General features: G+C 39.6%; 15 protein-coding genes. 3 read left to right on the top strand and 12 right to left on the bottom strand.

Translation table 11 applies throughout. The features are described 5' to 3' along the window. Positions 1–13: 13 nt before the first annotated feature. The 5 genes from OZX63_RS00710 to OZX63_RS00690 all read right to left on the bottom strand — a co-directional run bounded on the left by OZX63_RS00710 (position 14) and on the right by OZX63_RS00690 (position 5,171). Positions 14–1,822 (bottom strand): FtsX-like permease family protein, encoded by a 1,809-nt coding sequence (locus OZX63_RS00710; protein WP_277143751.1) that lies wholly within the window; start codon positions 1,820–1,822, stop codon positions 14–16. A 10-nt stretch (positions 1,823–1,832) separates the two neighbouring features. Continuing rightward, positions 1,833–2,582 (bottom strand): ABC transporter ATP-binding protein, encoded by a 750-nt coding sequence (locus OZX63_RS00705; RefSeq protein ID WP_277143749.1) that lies wholly within the window; start codon positions 2,580–2,582, stop codon positions 1,833–1,835. A 175-nt stretch (positions 2,583–2,757) separates the two neighbouring features. After that, complete coding sequence (locus tag OZX63_RS00700) at positions 2,758–3,369, bottom strand: ECF transporter S component (protein ID WP_277143748.1); 612 nt, start codon at positions 3,367–3,369, stop codon at positions 2,758–2,760. Positions 3,370–3,412: 43 nt separating this feature from the next. Continuing rightward, entirely contained in the window at positions 3,413–4,378 is a 966-nt protein-coding gene (locus OZX63_RS00695; protein ID WP_277143746.1) for an alpha/beta hydrolase, read from the bottom strand. Further along, positions 4,368–5,171, bottom strand: a complete 804-nt coding sequence (locus tag OZX63_RS00690) for a DUF4931 domain-containing protein (RefSeq protein ID WP_277143743.1) — start codon at positions 5,169–5,171, stop codon at positions 4,368–4,370. Before OZX63_RS00690 ends, OZX63_RS00695 begins: the two co-directional genes overlap by 11 nt. A 215-nt stretch (positions 5,172–5,386) precedes the next feature. Between OZX63_RS00690 and OZX63_RS00685 the strand changes: the two genes are divergently transcribed. Both OZX63_RS00685 and OZX63_RS00680 read left to right on the top strand, forming a co-directional pair. Then, the gene (locus OZX63_RS00685) at positions 5,387–6,598 is read left to right on the top strand and encodes a L,D-transpeptidase family protein (RefSeq protein WP_277143741.1); all 1,212 of its coding nucleotides are present in this window, start codon (positions 5,387–5,389) and stop codon (positions 6,596–6,598) included. A gap of 104 nt (positions 6,599–6,702) precedes the next feature. Beyond that, positions 6,703–7,383: a hypothetical protein gene (locus OZX63_RS00680; protein ID WP_277143739.1), complete on the top strand. Its 681-nt coding sequence runs from the start codon at positions 6,703–6,705 to the stop codon at positions 7,381–7,383. A gap of 148 nt (positions 7,384–7,531) precedes the next feature. On the opposite strand, the gene OZX63_RS00675 is transcribed toward OZX63_RS00680, so the two are convergent. Together OZX63_RS00675 and OZX63_RS00670 are read right to left on the bottom strand one after the other, a co-directional pair. Then, the gene (locus tag OZX63_RS00675) at positions 7,532–9,025 is read right to left on the bottom strand and encodes a peptide MFS transporter (RefSeq protein WP_277143737.1); all 1,494 of its coding nucleotides are present in this window, start codon (positions 9,023–9,025) and stop codon (positions 7,532–7,534) included. A gap of 144 nt (positions 9,026–9,169) precedes the next feature. Further along, a complete protein-coding gene (locus OZX63_RS00670; protein ID WP_277143735.1) occupies positions 9,170–11,698 on the bottom strand; it encodes a M1 family metallopeptidase in 2,529 nt (842 codons plus the stop codon). A 169-nt stretch (positions 11,699–11,867) separates the two neighbouring features. Between OZX63_RS00670 and OZX63_RS00665 the strand changes: the two genes are divergently transcribed. Further along, positions 11,868–12,224, top strand: a complete 357-nt coding sequence (locus OZX63_RS00665; RefSeq protein WP_277133378.1) for an aggregation promoting factor surface protein — start codon at positions 11,868–11,870, stop codon at positions 12,222–12,224. A 150-nt stretch (positions 12,225–12,374) separates the two neighbouring features. Here the strand turns inward: OZX63_RS00665 and OZX63_RS00660 are convergent, their stop codons facing one another. The 5 genes from OZX63_RS00660 to OZX63_RS00640 all read right to left on the bottom strand — a co-directional run bounded on the left by OZX63_RS00660 (position 12,375) and on the right by OZX63_RS00640 (position 16,222). Further along, a complete protein-coding gene (locus tag OZX63_RS00660) occupies positions 12,375–12,644 on the bottom strand; it encodes a hypothetical protein (protein WP_277133115.1) in 270 nt (89 codons plus the stop codon). Positions 12,645–13,011: 367 nt separating this feature from the next. Continuing rightward, the gene (locus OZX63_RS00655; protein ID WP_277143733.1) at positions 13,012–13,416 is read right to left on the bottom strand and encodes a type II toxin-antitoxin system HicB family antitoxin; all 405 of its coding nucleotides are present in this window, start codon (positions 13,414–13,416) and stop codon (positions 13,012–13,014) included. 120 nt (positions 13,417–13,536) lie between these two features. Further along, complete coding sequence (locus OZX63_RS00650; protein WP_277143731.1) at positions 13,537–14,352, bottom strand: alpha/beta hydrolase; 816 nt, start codon at positions 14,350–14,352, stop codon at positions 13,537–13,539. Further along, positions 14,349–15,110 carry a YibE/F family protein gene (locus tag OZX63_RS00645; RefSeq protein ID WP_277143729.1) on the bottom strand — a complete coding sequence of 254 codons (762 nt, stop codon included), beginning with the start codon at positions 15,108–15,110 and terminating at the stop codon, positions 14,349–14,351. Before OZX63_RS00645 ends, OZX63_RS00650 begins: the two co-directional genes overlap by 4 nt. Continuing rightward, a complete protein-coding gene (locus tag OZX63_RS00640; RefSeq protein WP_277143727.1) occupies positions 15,107–16,222 on the bottom strand; it encodes a YibE/F family protein in 1,116 nt (371 codons plus the stop codon). The genes OZX63_RS00645 and OZX63_RS00640 overlap by 4 nt, the downstream gene beginning before the upstream one ends. Between the last annotated feature and the right edge of the window lie 12 nt (positions 16,223–16,234).

Below are 16,234 nucleotides of genomic sequence, written 5' to 3'. Positions count from 1 at the left end.
CTTTATCCTCTCCCTAATTTTTTGCCAGCACGATTTTTTCATAAAGGTGAACTGTCAAAACATAATAGAAGAAATACAAAACAATAAAAATAGTGAATGGCAGCCAAATTCCGGCATACGGGTGGTATAAAATTGTTCTAAATAACTGTAATCCAAACAGAACATCAATAACGCCTAGAACACCAGGTATCAAGAACAGCGTGCCAATTTCTTCAGCAACCGACCGCTTTAAAATTCGCCGACGTGCACCTATCTTAAAGAGCATCTGATATCGCAATTTGTCACTAGCAGCACTGCTCAAAACCTTAAACATCAAGGTTGAAGCAAGCATCGTTAAGAACGCTAAGCCTAAGAAAAAGCCCATGAACTCAAAGCCGCTGACCATTCCTAGTATTCCTTGATAGTAATGCGACTTACTATTATTAGAAATCATGCTATATGCAGGTGTTTCTTTCTTTTCCAGCTGCTCAATTTTAAGTAAAATCGGAAAATCTTTGTCAAAATCTTTGACCTTAATTAAAGACACAAACTTTTGTTGGCCCTTAACTTTAGCTAAAGTAGCTTGCGACACCAAACGGATCTTTTTTTCAACACCATTAGGAACTAAATTACCAAATTTATTGTTGGCCTCAGTACCTGGTCGATCAAGCTGACTTGTTGGCAGTGTCTTTTCAGTCCAAGCGATATTATCACTCTGCTCTTTCGGCTCGACAGTTTTAATTTGCTTATTTTCAAATTCTGCTTGGTTAAAATACAGATCATGTTTAGTTTCTGTATAATGATAAGTTTGCTCAGACTTGATTGATACCTTGGCTAACTCTTTCTGAACAGCTGAAGATTTACTGCTTACAGTGACGTCGTAGTAAGCAATCGACTTAGCCATTTCTTTTTCCGAATTAAAGTTCAGCCCGACAGTAATTGCACCTAGGGCTAAAGCAAACAGCAGCGAAATTACCGTTAGAATTTTAGTATAATCATGCAAGCGAAACTTAAGCTGTCCCAGAGTGAACATGCGCAAGCCATGATAAGAAAAACTGTGCCGCTTAATCAGCGAACTAATAATTGCCGTAAACAAAGAATTTAAAACAAAATATGATCCCGCAACAATCGTCACTAAGGCAATAGGAATTACATTAAACGGATCTACACCATGTTTTTGCATAATCCAGTAGCCAATTGCCAGAAGCAGTAACCCTAAAACTGCCTCAATTAAATGCAAAACTGGACGATGACTAAACTTTACCGGTTCTTGATCCTCATGCAGCAAGTCAATTACTTTCGTATGTGTCAGCTTAAATACGTTTCGCAATGCTCCTAAAAGGAAAACAATGACAAAGAAAACTAGCGTCCACAAAATTGCACTTGGTAAAACTACTTGAAAATGTGTAATTACTAAGCCCATCTTGCCAATTAATAAGTGCCCAACTATTGCGGTTAAGCCAAAGCCAAGTATTATACCTAGTGCGGCTGCTAGCATTCCCGTAATAATCGTTTCACAAAAAATGAGCAGACCAATGCGGGAACTTTTAGCTCCTAAAGTCAGAAACATGCCGTAATCATGCTTACGCATACTAAGCAAAAACATGTTTGCATAAACTAGATACACAACAGTAATAATCAAGAGCAGAACAATGCCAAAGCCAAAAATATAAGTAAGTAAATTGTCTTCTAATATCCCAGCATTATTTTTTAAAAAAGCAGGATTAATTGCTAAAGTCAAGAACATGTAAAAGATCATGCTGGCAACAACTAATCCCGAAAACAAAACAAGATAGTCTTTAAACCGGCTCTTAATCCCCGTTAAAGATAATTTCCAAATCATGTTTTGCTCCCTATTCTTCGGTGCCCAAATGATCAATTAACATATGATAAAAGTCCTGCCGTGACATCTCACCCTTCAAGATTTGCTCGCCGATTTTACCGTCTTTAATAAATAAAATCCGGTTAGCAAAACTAGCAGAAAACGGGTCGTGAGTTACCATCAACGTGGTTACACCGTCTTTTTGGTTCAAATCGGCCATCGTGTCGAGCAATTCACGCGCGCTACTTGAATCCAGGGCCCCAGTTGGTTCATCAGCTAGTAAGATTGCTGGTTCATGGACTAAGGCCCGCGCTGAAGCAACTCTCTGCTTTTGACCACCAGATAATTGCGCTGGATATTTGGCTAAAATTTCTTTAATACCCAATCTTGCAGCAATCTTATCAACTAGCGGGTCGATTTTACGTGCTGACATCCCTTGTAAAGTTAACGGCAATGCAATATTTTCGCGGTTAGTCAAGTTCTCCAATAAGTTAAAATCTTGAAAAATAAACCCAATCTGCTTACTTCTAAAGTCTGCCATCTGATTTGCATTTAAGGTGCTGATATCTTCGTGGTTAATAAACACATGACCCGTGGTTGGCTTGTCCAAGGTCGACAAAATATTCAGCAGCGTCGTCTTACCAGAACCTGACGCACCCATGATTGCAACAAACTCACCGGCATCAACACCAAAGTTAATCCCCTTTAGTGCTTGATATTGCTTTTCACCACGTTTACCGTAGGTTTTAGTAGCTTGATCTACCCGTAAAATTTCAGTCATAATTCATCCTCTTTAAAAATTTGTCTGTACTATCTGACTAATACAATAGTATGTCGACCAACAAAATGTCAAATAATAATCAAAAAAAAGACAAATCCTTCAATTTCTTTAGAAAGACTTATCTTTTTTAGTAATTATTTAATCATCATCGTCATCTTGCAAGATTGCACCTTTGTTACCGCAACTTTTTCATGACTGTCTTCATTGGGGTAACAATAATCGGCGTGACAACTGCGGTGAAGATGGCTTCAATTAAGCCATTCATCCCTAATGCCAAAATTAAAATCATAATTAATGGTGTCCCCGGCGCAAAGTGACCCATGCTTGCTGCCAATTTACCATTACCCATAAAAATAATACTTGTCAGTAAGATTACCACGACAGTGTTGGTCAAAGACGTGACTGCCCCAGCTAAAATGTATCCTAGTTCGCGCGCCTTACCCGACTTATGTTCAAATAAGCGGCCAACTAATCCCGGAAATAGTCCTGCTAGAATGCTTGGCACTAGAGAAATAAAGACATTCTGAAACAACATCAAGCTGACAATATCTCCCGGCTGTGTGTATGCCTGAAATAATCGCAATAATCCCCAGAAAAGGCCAAAGAGTGTCCCCGCCTTAGGTCCCATTAATAAGGAATAAACGGCCACCGTCAGTGGAACAGTTGTGATTGCCGGTAATGTTGGCAAAATCCGGATATAACCAATATTAGGAACGAAGGTTTGTAATAAAAAAATTGCAACAAATACGGCGGTAATCGCTAAATTACGAGTTTCTTTTCTGTGCATATGTTTCTCCTTAATAAACAGTTTAAAGCATATTATAAAATAATTATTTATTAACACAAATTGGTTTTTTAACCAAATCGACGACTTTAGCTGTTGCCTGACGCGCTTCTGGTATTGGGAACAAAATAAAATCATGATCCATTTGTGCATATGTAATAACTGCAATATTTGAATTTGTTTCCGTAGCCCTTTTTTGTAGTTTTTGCGCATCAACATTTAAAATATCATGTGTCCCGGTAAAAGCCACAATCGGGGGCAAATTACTTAAATCCCCTAAAAGTGGTCTAGCCAACACACTATTACTAAGCTTTCTGGCATATAACCGCCCGCGCAACTGCAAGTCAGCTATTTTCAAAAGATGATCATTAGGCTGAATTAATTTCATCTGGGGATCATCAGTACGGACATCGAGCCAAGGCGAAAATAAAAATGCTTGTTGTGGTTGCGGCAATTTCAATTTTGTCAGTTGCTCAAGCATCGCCAAAGCCAAGCCGCCACCTGCTGAATCACCCATCAGAATAATTTGCGTATCTTTAGGATACTTTTGACACAACAGTCGGTATACATCTAAGACCATTTGATTAATGTCTTGCGCTGTAAACACCGGAATTTTGGGATAAATTGGCATGACAATTTCTGCTTGCAATTTACAGGCAAGTTTTGCCAAAAAATGATAATGAAAGAGGGTTGGCTGCTGCCAAAAACCGCCACCGTGCAAGTAGAAAATAACCCTATCATGTGCACGCGCATCTTTAGTTAGGCTAACAACATCCTCACGCTTCAGCCAGGGCCTAAAACCCATTTTGACAGCATAAGCTGGTATTTCGTACGGCAGATTGCCTGTCTTCATCGCAACTTGATAGCTCTCGGCAGTTACTTCAGGAAATGGCTTTACGAGTTGCAATGCCTGTTCTACTAATAAGCTACTTAGGCTGCGACCATAAACTAACCGCGTTGCTTCCTTTAAAACTATACTTGAACCAACTATTTTGATTATTTTATTTTTCATAATTTGTGTTTGAACCATTATCAAAAAAGCGGCGGAATTGCTTAGCCTCCTGCTGCAGCGTCTGCTCATCATCAACTTGAGATAATTTATAGCCAACAAAATACGCCGGTGCTTCAAAGCGCGAAATCAATTTGGCACAAATACCGCCATCTTCACGCGGATAAAAGAATAAGTTGTACGACGTACAGCGGCCGTTAAACATCACGTTGAGCATGTACTTAACCCCGCTCTGGATCCAATCTGCCCACAGGTCAAGCCCCGACGAGCTAAGTAAGTTAATGTTTAACTCGTCATAGCCTTGGACAGGATGTGTGGCAATATTGACCTCAACTTCTTGATTATTGAATACAGAAATCCCAGCAAAATTATCTGGATGAATATACTTGTATCCATCCAGATGCTTTAATCCAACTAGCTGCATGTGCGGATGCTCAAGAGAACCGCCGGAGCGCGGGCCGTAATTTTTATACCACAAGACAGATTGATACTCGCCGCTATCATTCATTTGCTTAAAACATGCAAGAGCAAAGCGCATGAGCCTGCGGTTATCATCTGGGGCATAGTTAGCAATATCGCCATTATGGTCGCTCGACTCAATCAAAACTGTCTGGACCGTATCGCGTAAAGTCGGAAATTTATTATGCAGCCAGATCATTTCTCCCTGCTTTTCGTAAATATCGGTTAATTGGTCAACAGCACAAAATGGACAAACCGGCTTACGCGGTGTTTTGCGGTATGAATGAGGCTTACCCTTGGCAACTCCTAATTCAAAAACCAACGGTTCATTTTCCATTTTCTTCCTCCTCTAATCATAATTTACGGCCTAATGTTATGTATTATAAGTTAATCTTCCCCAACTAACAAAAATTATTCTATAATTAATTAAAAAAACATCGAATTATTACCGCAGATAACTCGCTTTTTTGATGAATTTTACTATGCTTGTAATAGATGATAAACTGTAACAGCAATCTTCTTACAAGTATTTTATTTATAGTAGGTAAATTTATGCAATCACGAAAAAACTTAAAAAGATACAATCACCGCAATAATCTCTACCTAGTTATTGTCGGCATTATTTTGATTTTGGGTGTTATTTTTGGTGTCGTTTTATATAACAACCATGTTGCCTCGCAAAAGCGGGCGCGGGAGTTTGCCGTCAACCACTTTAATCCTAACGTTACTATTTATGGCGTAAAGGTTGGCAATTTAACCGTCAATAAGGCAACCACGAAGATTAATGCTCGTGCCAAGAACATGGTGCTACTTGAAAACGGCAAGGTAACTATTGAACGCGACCCTAGCATCAGCACAATTGACGCGGACACAGTAAGTGATTACTTCAAGAAGCAACATACAGAAATGCCCGACAAGCAAACTCGCACTTATGACTTCAAGCAGTTATCAGCTGCCGCCAAAAAGTTCAAGGCAATTAGTAAGACAACCATTACTTATCAAGTCGCTGGCAAAAATTACAAATTACCGGCTAAAAAGATGATTAACCAGTTATCTTTCAAGAATAATAAGTATTCCTTTACTAATGTTGAGAATTTAACGGCCAAACTTAACCAAATTGACAGTAAAGTTTCCACTCTTCACAAGAGCTACAAGTTCGCCGTACCAAGTAAGAATAAACTTAACCACACCAAGATTACGGTCAAAAACCAAAGCTACGGCTGGGGTGTTTACGTTAAAAAGGCCCAAGCAGCAGTTGAGCAAGCTTACCTCAATCAGACTAAGACAGTTGCTGGTCAGAATTACATTTATGGCCTTGGTTACAGCACTTACGGCCTTGGTTATGGCAAGAAGAATTCCGGTATTGGTGACAATTATATTGTTGTTTCTCTTAAAAATCAGGAAGTCTGGATTGTTCGCAAAGGTAAGCTAGCCGTCCATCTGAATGACGTTGTTACGGGAACTAAAGACGGTGGCAAAGGCAACAGAACACCGCAGGGCGTCTGGTACATTCAGTATAAGCAGTCGCCGGCAACACTGCGCGGCCGCAATGATGATGGCTCTAAGTATGCCTCCAAAGTTAGGTACTGGATGCCATTTACTTTAAGTGGCTGCGGCTTGCATGACGCCAGCTGGCGCACAGACTGGAGCAAGAAGGCATATTTGCGCGGCGGCTCACATGGCTGCGTCAATATTAAACCAAGTGAGATCAAACAAGTTTGGCACAACGTTGTTAAACACGAAGCCGTTATTGTTTATAACTAAACCTTGAAAGATCAATAATTATAGCAAACCTTTTTATTTATTTGGATTGCTTAATTGGTAAAATTGGTATAATAAAATCCAAAAAGAAAGGGCTGAATTAATTCATGGTTAAAAGTTTAAATATTGAAAAAATGCAACGTCTACTTGATCAAGACAAAGAAAGAATGGCCAAGCAAGAACAAGCTATTAAGACAGTTGCTGAAGATTTTACTAAGGATATGAAGATTACTGATCATTTTATTGATCGAGCCCAAGAACGTTTTGGTGTGAAAAATTTTCATGATGCAGCACGCAATTATGCTTATGTAATGTCATGGGTAACCGATTTGTTGAAAAATTACGATGATTTTGCCGTGAGTGATAATGATAAGAATAATTTGCTGATAACATGTGGCGCTGTAATCATTATTTATGATCAAGAAAAGAGAACTTGCGTTACATGCTATCCGCTAACTTATAATCGTTATGCTAAAGAGTATGATAGCCTGGAAACCGCGGTGTTAAAGGCAAGCTATCAACTTGATGACTTTGATCGTAATTACATTACCTCAGTGTTTATTAATCGTTATTATCAGGATGTTAATACGTATGCTCAAGAGTTGTCTAATTTACATCAAGAATTGGCGGATTTATACGCCGAACAGGCTACGTCTAAGCAGCAATTATTCTTGGATGCTAAGCAAGAAATAATTACTCAAAAGCTGTCCCTAATCCACGCGATTGAAGACAAATTAAACAATATTCATCGTGTTGCCTTTAATATTAAGTACAAAAGCAAAGATTAGGCATATTTACGTGGCTGCTCACATGGCTTTGTCAATATTAAACCAAGTGCGATCAAACAACGTGATTAAACATGAAGCCGTGATTGTTTATAATTAAAAAAATACCCGTTAGCTATTTGAACTAACGGGTATTTATTTGTGATTAATTCTAGTGAACACCGGCCATTAAGCTGTCGATTTTCTTAACTAAAAAGAACATCAACAAACCTAACAGGATACTTACACCACCAACAATCAAGAAATATTGAATTTCTGTACCAGCAGAGAAGTACTTAACTATTTGCGAGTTAATTGCCTGTCCTGCGGCATCGGCTAAGAACCACATACTCATCATTTGTGAGCTGTAAGCAGCTGGCGCCAACTTGGTTGTAACTGATAGACCGATTGGTGAAATCAGCATTTCCCCAATTTCAACGATAAACCATGAGCCTACAAGCCAAAACGGACTAACGCGGCCAGCGGTACCATAGAGCATCCCTGGAAACGCCATTACAATATAAGATAAACCAGCAAAAATCAAGCCCCATGAAAATTTACCAGCAGCACTCGGTTGCTTCTTCCACTTGCTCCAAAGCCAAACAAAGAATGGCGTCAGAATCATGATAAATAGTGGATTAAGTGTTTGGAAGTTAGCAGCCGCAAAATGCCAGCTGCCAATGTGAAGAACTGTCCGCTCTTGCGCAAACAAGGCCAAGACAACTGAACCGGACTCCTCAATCCCCCAGAATACTGCGGCGGCAATAAAGAGCGGAATGTATGCCAGAACACGTGAATGTTCAACTTTGGTTACCTTTTTACTACGGAGCATCACTGCAAACAGATAAATCGGTAGTAAAATTGCCACAATTGTAATCAATAAGATAATGTTGGCAATATTTAATTGACCGCAAGCTGCCATGATGCCTAATAGTGCGACAACAGCAACAACAGCCAGCGCTGACTTTTGCAAGATTTTAACTAAGCTGGCATGATCGATTGGGTCAGTTGGCAATAAGCTATCGTTTGACAGATATTTTTTCCCGCCAAAATAATACTGCATTAAGCCAAAGAACATCCCAATTGCGGCTAATGAAAAGCCGGCATGGAAGTTCATCTCATTGCCAAATAGGTGCATACCAAAGCCGTTAGCAGCCCACGGCACCAAAATTGGTGAAATCGCAGAACCTAAGTTAATTCCAAAGACAAACATGCTAAAGCCGGCATCACGGCGACGGTCGCTTTCAGAGTAAAGACCACCAACCATGTCAGAAACATTAGGCTTCAATAATCCCGTTCCTGCCACAATCAAGGCAATTGAACTATAAAGTGCAACTAGTCCCATCGGCAAGGACAACACGATGTGCCCAAGCATAATTAAAACGCCGCCAATAAAGACAGTCTTACGCGGACCCCAGACCCGGTCGGATAACCAACCGCCGACAATATTGGACAGGTAAACTAACGATCCGTAAATGGACATCACCGAAGCAGCGGTGGTTTGGTTCATGCCCAAACCGCCCTGGCTTACTGCATAATACATGTAGAACAATAAAATTGCTCTCATGCCATAATAACTAAATCTTTCCCACATTTCAGTGAAAAAAAGCGTTGACAACCCTTTAGGTTGGCCAAAGAACGCTGTATCGATATTTTTTTCCTTCATTAATGAAAATTAAACCCCTTTAATTTAAGCTGTACCTTACAATTATACAGCTAATGTTAATAAAAATTAAATCTTATACTCACAATGAGCAAAAAAAGAGCATTACTCCTTAAAAAAGTAATGCTCTTTAATTTTAATCAAAACCTATGCTTCTTTAATTGCCTGATTGACAGCATCTTTTTCTGCTTCAACTAAGTCTGCCTTAGTGGCAATTACTCTAGTGTCCATGTTGATTTCACGGCCCAAGCCCGGTTGGTCAACCTTAGGCTCAAAGAAGGCTTTAAACTCGGCAAGTCGTTCTGGTGTATGGAATACTCTCGAGGTAACGGTGATGTAAGTGGTAAATTCCATATCGCCGCCAACTGTCTTCTCCAGCCATGACCACTCATCACGAAGCCAGTCCCAAGCAGCTTGTTCACCCAATGGGTTACCCAAGATATTGTAGTACCATGTCCGCAAATCTTGTGGCTTGATTACATCAGCATCTTCAAAGTCAGTAACAATTTGCTTGATTTCGTCAGCATTCTTGGTGCTGGTAACTGCTGAAAGCAAGTCAGCCTTGTAATAAGGATCAACTACTGTTTGGTATTCCTTAATTAAGCGGGCAACTAAGCCGGCCTCATTGTAATTCTTGACTTCATTAATCAAAACGTATGGCCGCACAGATGCTTCAATAGCTGACAGATCATCTTGATGTGCTTCAAAAATCTCATGTCCTGTGGCAATTGCATTTTCATTATCTGCATACAAAGCAGCAGAAAGTTCAATTGGCCGCATTTGCAAGTCAGCACTACTATCGTCTGCCTTAACTTCCCAGCCCAAACGCTCAACTTGCTTAGCTGACAATTGATTGAAGAAGGACTTCAAGTTCTTTTCTTCAGCTGAATTTGGTGTAACAAACTTGCGCAACTGTCTAGCAGAGCTAAACAACGAGTTAATGACGATATTTGACTTAGAACCTGCAAATTTTGGTAATAATGGCACAATTTCAGCGTAAGAAATTTGCTTACCTTCTGCCAATAACCCTAAGTCTTGCAACAATTGTAATTCATCAACTGGCTTAAGGCTGCTCAAATCATTCATAATGTCGGCCATCAGAGTTTCATCGTAGTTAACGATAAAGTGTGAACTGTTGCCAACATTCAAACGTAAAGCATGACCAGCTTCAGCGCGCAATGCCTTGTAGTCACCCAAATCAACTTCTTGCTCTGTCATAATTTGTGGAGCCTTAAAGTTAGCATTTAGTGGAATTGCCCAAGTACGGCCAACTTCCTTACCCTCACCAACAAAGAATTGCTTTTGGCTCAACAATAAGTGACCGTTATCAGCAACGCGGGCGCTAACAACTGGGTAACCCGGCTGATCAAGCCAAGTATGCATAATCTTACCAATATCAAGATCGGTTACTGTTGACAAGGCGTTCCACAAATCATCACCTGTGGCATTGCCGAATTTATGGTTATCAAAGTAGTACTTGAGGCCCTTACGCAAAGCATCGTCACCCAATAACTTACGCACCATAACCAGCATTCTTGAACCCTTGGCATACACAATTGCCCCATCAAACAATGAGTCAATATCTGCTGGATGTTCTACATTAACGTGAACTGATTGGACACCATCGGTTGCATCCCGGTTCAAAGCTAACGGAACTTCACCAGTCTGGTACATGTTGTTCCAAACATCCCAACTAGGCTCCATTGCATCAACTGATAAGTACATCATCATGTTGGCAAAACTTTCGTTTAACCATAGATCGTCCCACCATTTCATCGTTACGAGGTCTCCGAACCATTGGTGAGCTAACTCGTGCGTGATGACACTGGCAACATAACCCTTTTGTTCAACTGTGGCATTGTCTGGATCAAGTAAAATTGCGGCTTCACGATAAGTAACTAAGCCCCAGTTTTCCATTGCACCTGCAGAAAAGTCAGGCAAAGCCAACTGCCATGAATGTGCCAACGGATATTTGGTTTGGTAAAATTCTTCGTAAAATTCAATTGCACGTTTAGCAATATCCAAGGCAAAGTCTAATTCCTTAGCCTTGTGGGCCTTAGTAGCAAATACCCCAACCTTAACGCCATCTTTAGTTTCCGTTAATTTGGATTGCAATTCACCAAAGGCAAAGGCAACCAAGTAACTGGACATTCTCACTGACTTTTCAAAGTAGTGCACGCCATTTTCAACTTTGATTTCTGGCATGTTGGCAATCGTTGTTTCGCCTTCATGTTCATCATACTTAATTGCTAAGCTAAATGTGGCTTTTGCTTCCGGCTCATCGACACATGGGAATGCCTGTCTTGCGGCAGTTGTTTCAAACTGAGTACCAATAATCTGCTTTTTAACGCCATCAAGCATGTAATATGACGGATAAATTCCCATCATAGTATCAGTTAATGGTGCACTATAAGCAATCGCAACTGTAACAGTTCCTGTCTTGCCTAAGTCAATCTTAATTGCTTCTTTATCGTCATCAACAGTAAATGGCACGTCCTTGCCGTCTTCTTTAACTGACGCAATCTTCATGTACTTTTGGTTGACTAAAATTGTATCTTCAAGTGCCTCACCAGTAATGGTTGAAGTACCAGTTATTGTCTTTTTTTCACGGTCAACATCAATGAATAAATCGTAATGTTCTGGGTGAAAAGTTTCGTAAAAATGTTTTACTGACATAATTGCCTCCTGAATTAATCATTATTATAAATTCTACCAAAAATGTACAAAAATAACATTAAAACTTGATTGTAAGGGCCATGTGTCATTTCTGTAACAGCAATGAAATATTGCTAGTGTACTATAGCTAATAGTAAAAAGACTAACGAATTACGGGGAATGAATAACTATAATGGAAAAAACAAAAACTTTTATCTACAAATTAATCGCGGCTTTAGCGCTGGCATGCAGCTTTACTGCCGTTATCCAAACAACAACTGGCAACACTTCGCAAACTGTTCAAGCTGCTCGCAAATTATCCAAAACTGAAAAAGCAGCTAAAAATTGGATTGCGATGCAAGAGTCCGGTGGTAACTATTCCGCAAGAAATGGTTCTTGTTACGGTAAGTATCAATTAAACATCAGCTACTTACACGGCAATTATTCGAAAAAGAACCAAGATAAAACTGCCGACAACTATGTTTACAGTCGCTATGGTTCATGGGTTAACGCTAAAAGATTTTGGTTAGCTCACAGTTGGTATTAAATAGAATTTTTATTAATTCCCTCAATAAAAAGCAACTTAGCAATTAACTAGGTTGCTTTTTTTATAACTAAGTATTCATATTTGATTATTTTTACGAAACAAAAAACTGCACTTCCCTACTTGGAAATGCAGCTTTTTTGCTTAATCATTTTACGCTCTGTGCGTCCTGTGCCGTAATAAATGAGCCTCAACTTTTCTCGTTTTAATCCAACTTGCGAAGAAGGCAAACCCGAAAATCATCATGGCGATTACTGCCATACAGATGATTAAGTTAGCATTATTAGCGATTGTTTGCTCGTCTGCTAAAAAGTTGCTTGACTCATTAACTTGATTGCATAACCCAAAGAACAACATGATTAAACTGCTCACTGTCAGTAAGCCATTAATTGCTGTCAATAGTTTTATCTTTAATAACTTCAAAAAATCATGTCCTTTCTTTCGATATAAATATTTGCATTATATACCCTCTGGCAAAAATTGCAAGTCCTTAGCTTAAATAATTCCAGAAAATATATTATGATTACTTTGATTTCACTTTCAGCTGGAATACAGATGACACGTAAATTTATACGATTGAAAAATGGTGTATTAACTTATTGCAAAAGATCTTGGCTTATCACACACCAGATGAATTATTTGAACATCAAGATTGCATCCATCAAATTAATTAATACATGTGTTCAACTTAATATTGCAATTTTCGATTTTGCTTAAAACAAAAAATAGTGGGCTAATTGCTCACTACTTTAGTGTAATTATACTTATTACTATTAAATTGACATGAATATTATTTTTCTTGCAAAATGGCGTTAGTCAATAATGATGAAAAATTTAATTTTAATTTTTTAGCTTTACGATCAGCCCACTGGGGAATAGTCAACGTCTTTTTTACTAACTTATCATTGTTTAAGTACATTGACACATTTGTCCTAATTAAAGTCGCAAAAGAACCATCAGGGACTTTAAGCTCCTCTATTTTTGAAGGAGAGTTAATCGGATCACCACTTTCAATATAGTCAGCTAAAGTTAATCCTAGAGCTTCCTCAGCCATCTCAATTCCATAAGAAATATTATCCGTATTGATTCCAGTAAAAGCACCTTGAATGTCAGGAAATTCAATTAAGTAACCACCGTTATCTTCTGGTGTAAAAATTGCAGGATAAACTAAAAATAACTTAGTTTTTTCACTCATAAAGCCTTCTCCTTTCAAAAAACGCAAAGTGATTAATTATCAACTTTGCGTAAAAATTAGGGCTTATTTAGCCCTGCTTCTTTAAGGATTTTACGCTCAAGTCCATTACCAAGATCTTGATTACCATTCACTTGTCAGCCACTCTTGCGCTAAGTTAAACCAATGTCCCGCGTGCGGATTTTCCTGCCATTCACGACCCTTGGTTACCATGTCGCCTCGTGCCAGTGAAAAGCCGTGCCCACCCCGATTGAAAAGATGAACTTCACATGGCACACCTTGAGCATGCAGTGCTGCCGCATATTCCAAGGTATTGGTGACTAATACAACGGGATCATCCCACGCATGAAAAATAAAAGTTGCTGGCGTTTCACGTGTAACACTCAACGCACTATCCTGAAGATATTTATCCTCTGGCACCATACTTTCCTCATCATCAGGGACATCAAAGCCAATTTTATTAACGTCAATCAACGGATAACCCAAGATTGTTTTGTTAGGAACAACGTCCTGACAAGCAAAGTTGTACTTTGCTTGATACTTACTTGAAGTCGCAAAGTCATTGGCAATGCTGGCAACGTGACCACCAGCAGAAAAGCCAATTGTGACTATTTTTTCTGGATCAATCTGATATTCCGCCGCATGCTCGCGATAATATTTAATCGTCGCTAAGACATCTAGCCCAGCGTCGGGATAAATATCGCCATCATCTTGGACCAAGTTATAATCCATGACAACACTATTGAAGCCGCGGTTATTGAAGGCCAAAGCAACTGGCTCACCTTCACGTTTAGACAAATGGTCAAAACTACCACCAGGAATTACTACGGCTAGTGGTCGCTTCGCTGTGACTAACTCACCAATATCTCCCAGAGTATAAGTATGAATTTTAAATTCACGGCCATTAAAGTTAGTTAACGTTTTATCTTCTATCTTCATTTTTTCACCTCACGTTTTGCCATTCCTCGTGCCAAAAAGGCAGTTGACAGCGGAACGGTTAATAAGACACCAATTAGCGAATACATAATAATTAACGCTTCATTGACGAATAATTTTTCATTTAGCACTTCACCCAGCGTGTAATGCAAGCGGAAATACCATAAGAATAATGAAAGGAAACTGCCGAACATCCCAAACAAAATGGTGTTCATTGCCGTCCCCAATACATCTCTGCCGATTTTACCGCCGCTAGTTAATAACTCGTGTTGACTAATATCAGGATTGTGCTTTTTGATTTCTAATAGACCTGAACTCATTGCCACCGCGGCTTCCGCGACCGCACCTAATGTCGAAAAGATTGCCACTGCAACTGCAATCAACGGGTAACTCAACCCCGGCATTTGTGATAGCCCAACTAGGACCTCACCAGCTTCAGGCCCTAGTCCTGCAGCTTGCGCCAACCATTCAAAGCCTAAAATCAGACAACTATCAATTAGACAAACAATTAACGCTGAATAAAATGAATTTTTAGCAACTTGATAATCATGAGTGCCTAAATAGATAATTGTTACTAATTTTAACGGAATAAATATCAAAATCAAGACAGGAATACTGATCCCCCACGAAATAAAAATCGCTAGCAAAATCAGCAGCAGTGTATTAATTAATACACTAAAGAAGCTGCGAATACCAGTTTCACCACCAATTAGCGTCATTAAGACTGCCAACACGATAATCAGTGCCATTAATGTACTCATTTGTCAGTCCCCGCCTTCCATTTTTTATCTTCTAAAAACAGTAGGCTGCAGCCGGTCGCAAAGACGACCGTTAATACAATTCCAATTGCGGAAATGACGCTTTGTGTTACCCCTAACGACAAGGTAAAGCCAAAAGCCGAGTTTAGACTGTTATTGTCACGCAAATAGATAATTGTCATGGGCAGCGCCTCTGACATAAAAATCAATACCAAAACATTAATTAGTGGACCCATGATTTCCTGGCCCATTGTTCGACCACTCATTATCATTTGCTTAGCCGTTAAATCCTTCTTAGTCTGAACCAACTCGTACAAACTAGAAATGATGTCCGTTGCTTCATCCATGACCGCACCCAAGATGCCGAGTAAGGTTTGCGCTAAGAAAATCCCGCGCGGATCTTGCGTTGCGTAGTCGCCAGTTTCGTACTTGATTTCTGACTCTCCCGTCACGTGCATAATTAAATAGCAGAGTGCAAAGGAAACAAACACCCCAAGTAAAGTCGCCAGCCATGTTGCCAGCATTTTACGATTAAGTCCTTGAACGATTAACAAGCTGAAAAAGGAAAAGACAACATCTGCTAAGCCAAACAGCAGAATAATATAGGAACCATTTAGCTTCACATCACAGATAATCACAAGGTAAAAAAGCACCCAGCTCAAGGCCATGGAAACAACTAAGCCCAGTGATTCCTTCCCTGCAACGATGACCATCAAGACAACTGTTACCGTTAGTGCCAAGACCAAGACCCAATCACGCTTGGGGTTCTTGATTGCGGGATCGCCGCTCCTAATACTGACCAAAACTCGCTGTCCCGCGCGGTATTTTTGTGTCACCATCTGTGACGGATAATAAATATTAGGTGTTGTAAACGTGCGACCGCGATATTTGCCAGATAAAATCTTGAGGTGCAAAATTTGTTTTCTGGTCTCATCGTGATTGTTGTACACGTCGCGATTTTTCTGCACTAAGGTATCCTTGATTGTGCGATCCGTAATCACCGCCACATCATCTTTACTATAAATTGTAGTTGCAAAATAGGTGCAAGCTGTTAAGACTAACCCAATAATTGCTATAATTAACGCCATCCAGTAGCGTCGCTTGATTTTTTTCAACTTAATCATCCT

This window comes from Lactobacillus sp. ESL0700, assembly GCF_029392095.1.
Classification (GTDB): Bacteria; Bacillota; Bacilli; order Lactobacillales; family Lactobacillaceae; genus Lactobacillus.
This window is presented reverse-complemented; position numbering and strand designations above follow the sequence as displayed.

Coding starts and splice junctions, on each gene's coding strand:
- OZX63_RS00690 (WP_277143743.1), bottom strand. CDS start 5,171: ATGGAAAATGAACCGTTGGTTTTTGAATTAGGAGTTGCCAAGGGTAAG.
- OZX63_RS00705 (WP_277143749.1), bottom strand. CDS start 2,582: ATGACTGAAATTTTACGGGTAGATCAAGCTACTAAAACCTACGGTAAA.
- OZX63_RS00685 (WP_277143741.1), top strand. CDS start 5,387: ATGCAATCACGAAAAAACTTAAAAAGATACAATCACCGCAATAATCTC.
- OZX63_RS00655 (WP_277143733.1), bottom strand. CDS start 13,416: ATGAGTGAAAAAACTAAGTTATTTTTAGTTTATCCTGCAATTTTTACA.
- OZX63_RS00680 (WP_277143739.1), top strand. CDS start 6,703: ATGGTTAAAAGTTTAAATATTGAAAAAATGCAACGTCTACTTGATCAA.
- OZX63_RS00700 (WP_277143748.1), bottom strand. CDS start 3,369: ATGCACAGAAAAGAAACTCGTAATTTAGCGATTACCGCCGTATTTGTT.
- OZX63_RS00710 (WP_277143751.1), bottom strand. CDS start 1,822: ATGATTTGGAAATTATCTTTAACGGGGATTAAGAGCCGGTTTAAAGAC.
- OZX63_RS00645 (WP_277143729.1), bottom strand. CDS start 15,110: ATGAGTACATTAATGGCACTGATTATCGTGTTGGCAGTCTTAATGACG.
- OZX63_RS00650 (WP_277143731.1), bottom strand. CDS start 14,352: ATGAAGATAGAAGATAAAACGTTAACTAACTTTAATGGCCGTGAATTT.
- OZX63_RS00670 (WP_277143735.1), bottom strand. CDS start 11,698: ATGTCAGTAAAACATTTTTACGAAACTTTTCACCCAGAACATTACGAT.
- OZX63_RS00695 (WP_277143746.1), bottom strand. CDS start 4,378: ATGAAAAATAAAATAATCAAAATAGTTGGTTCAAGTATAGTTTTAAAG.
- OZX63_RS00675 (WP_277143737.1), bottom strand. CDS start 9,025: ATGAAGGAAAAAAATATCGATACAGCGTTCTTTGGCCAACCTAAAGGG.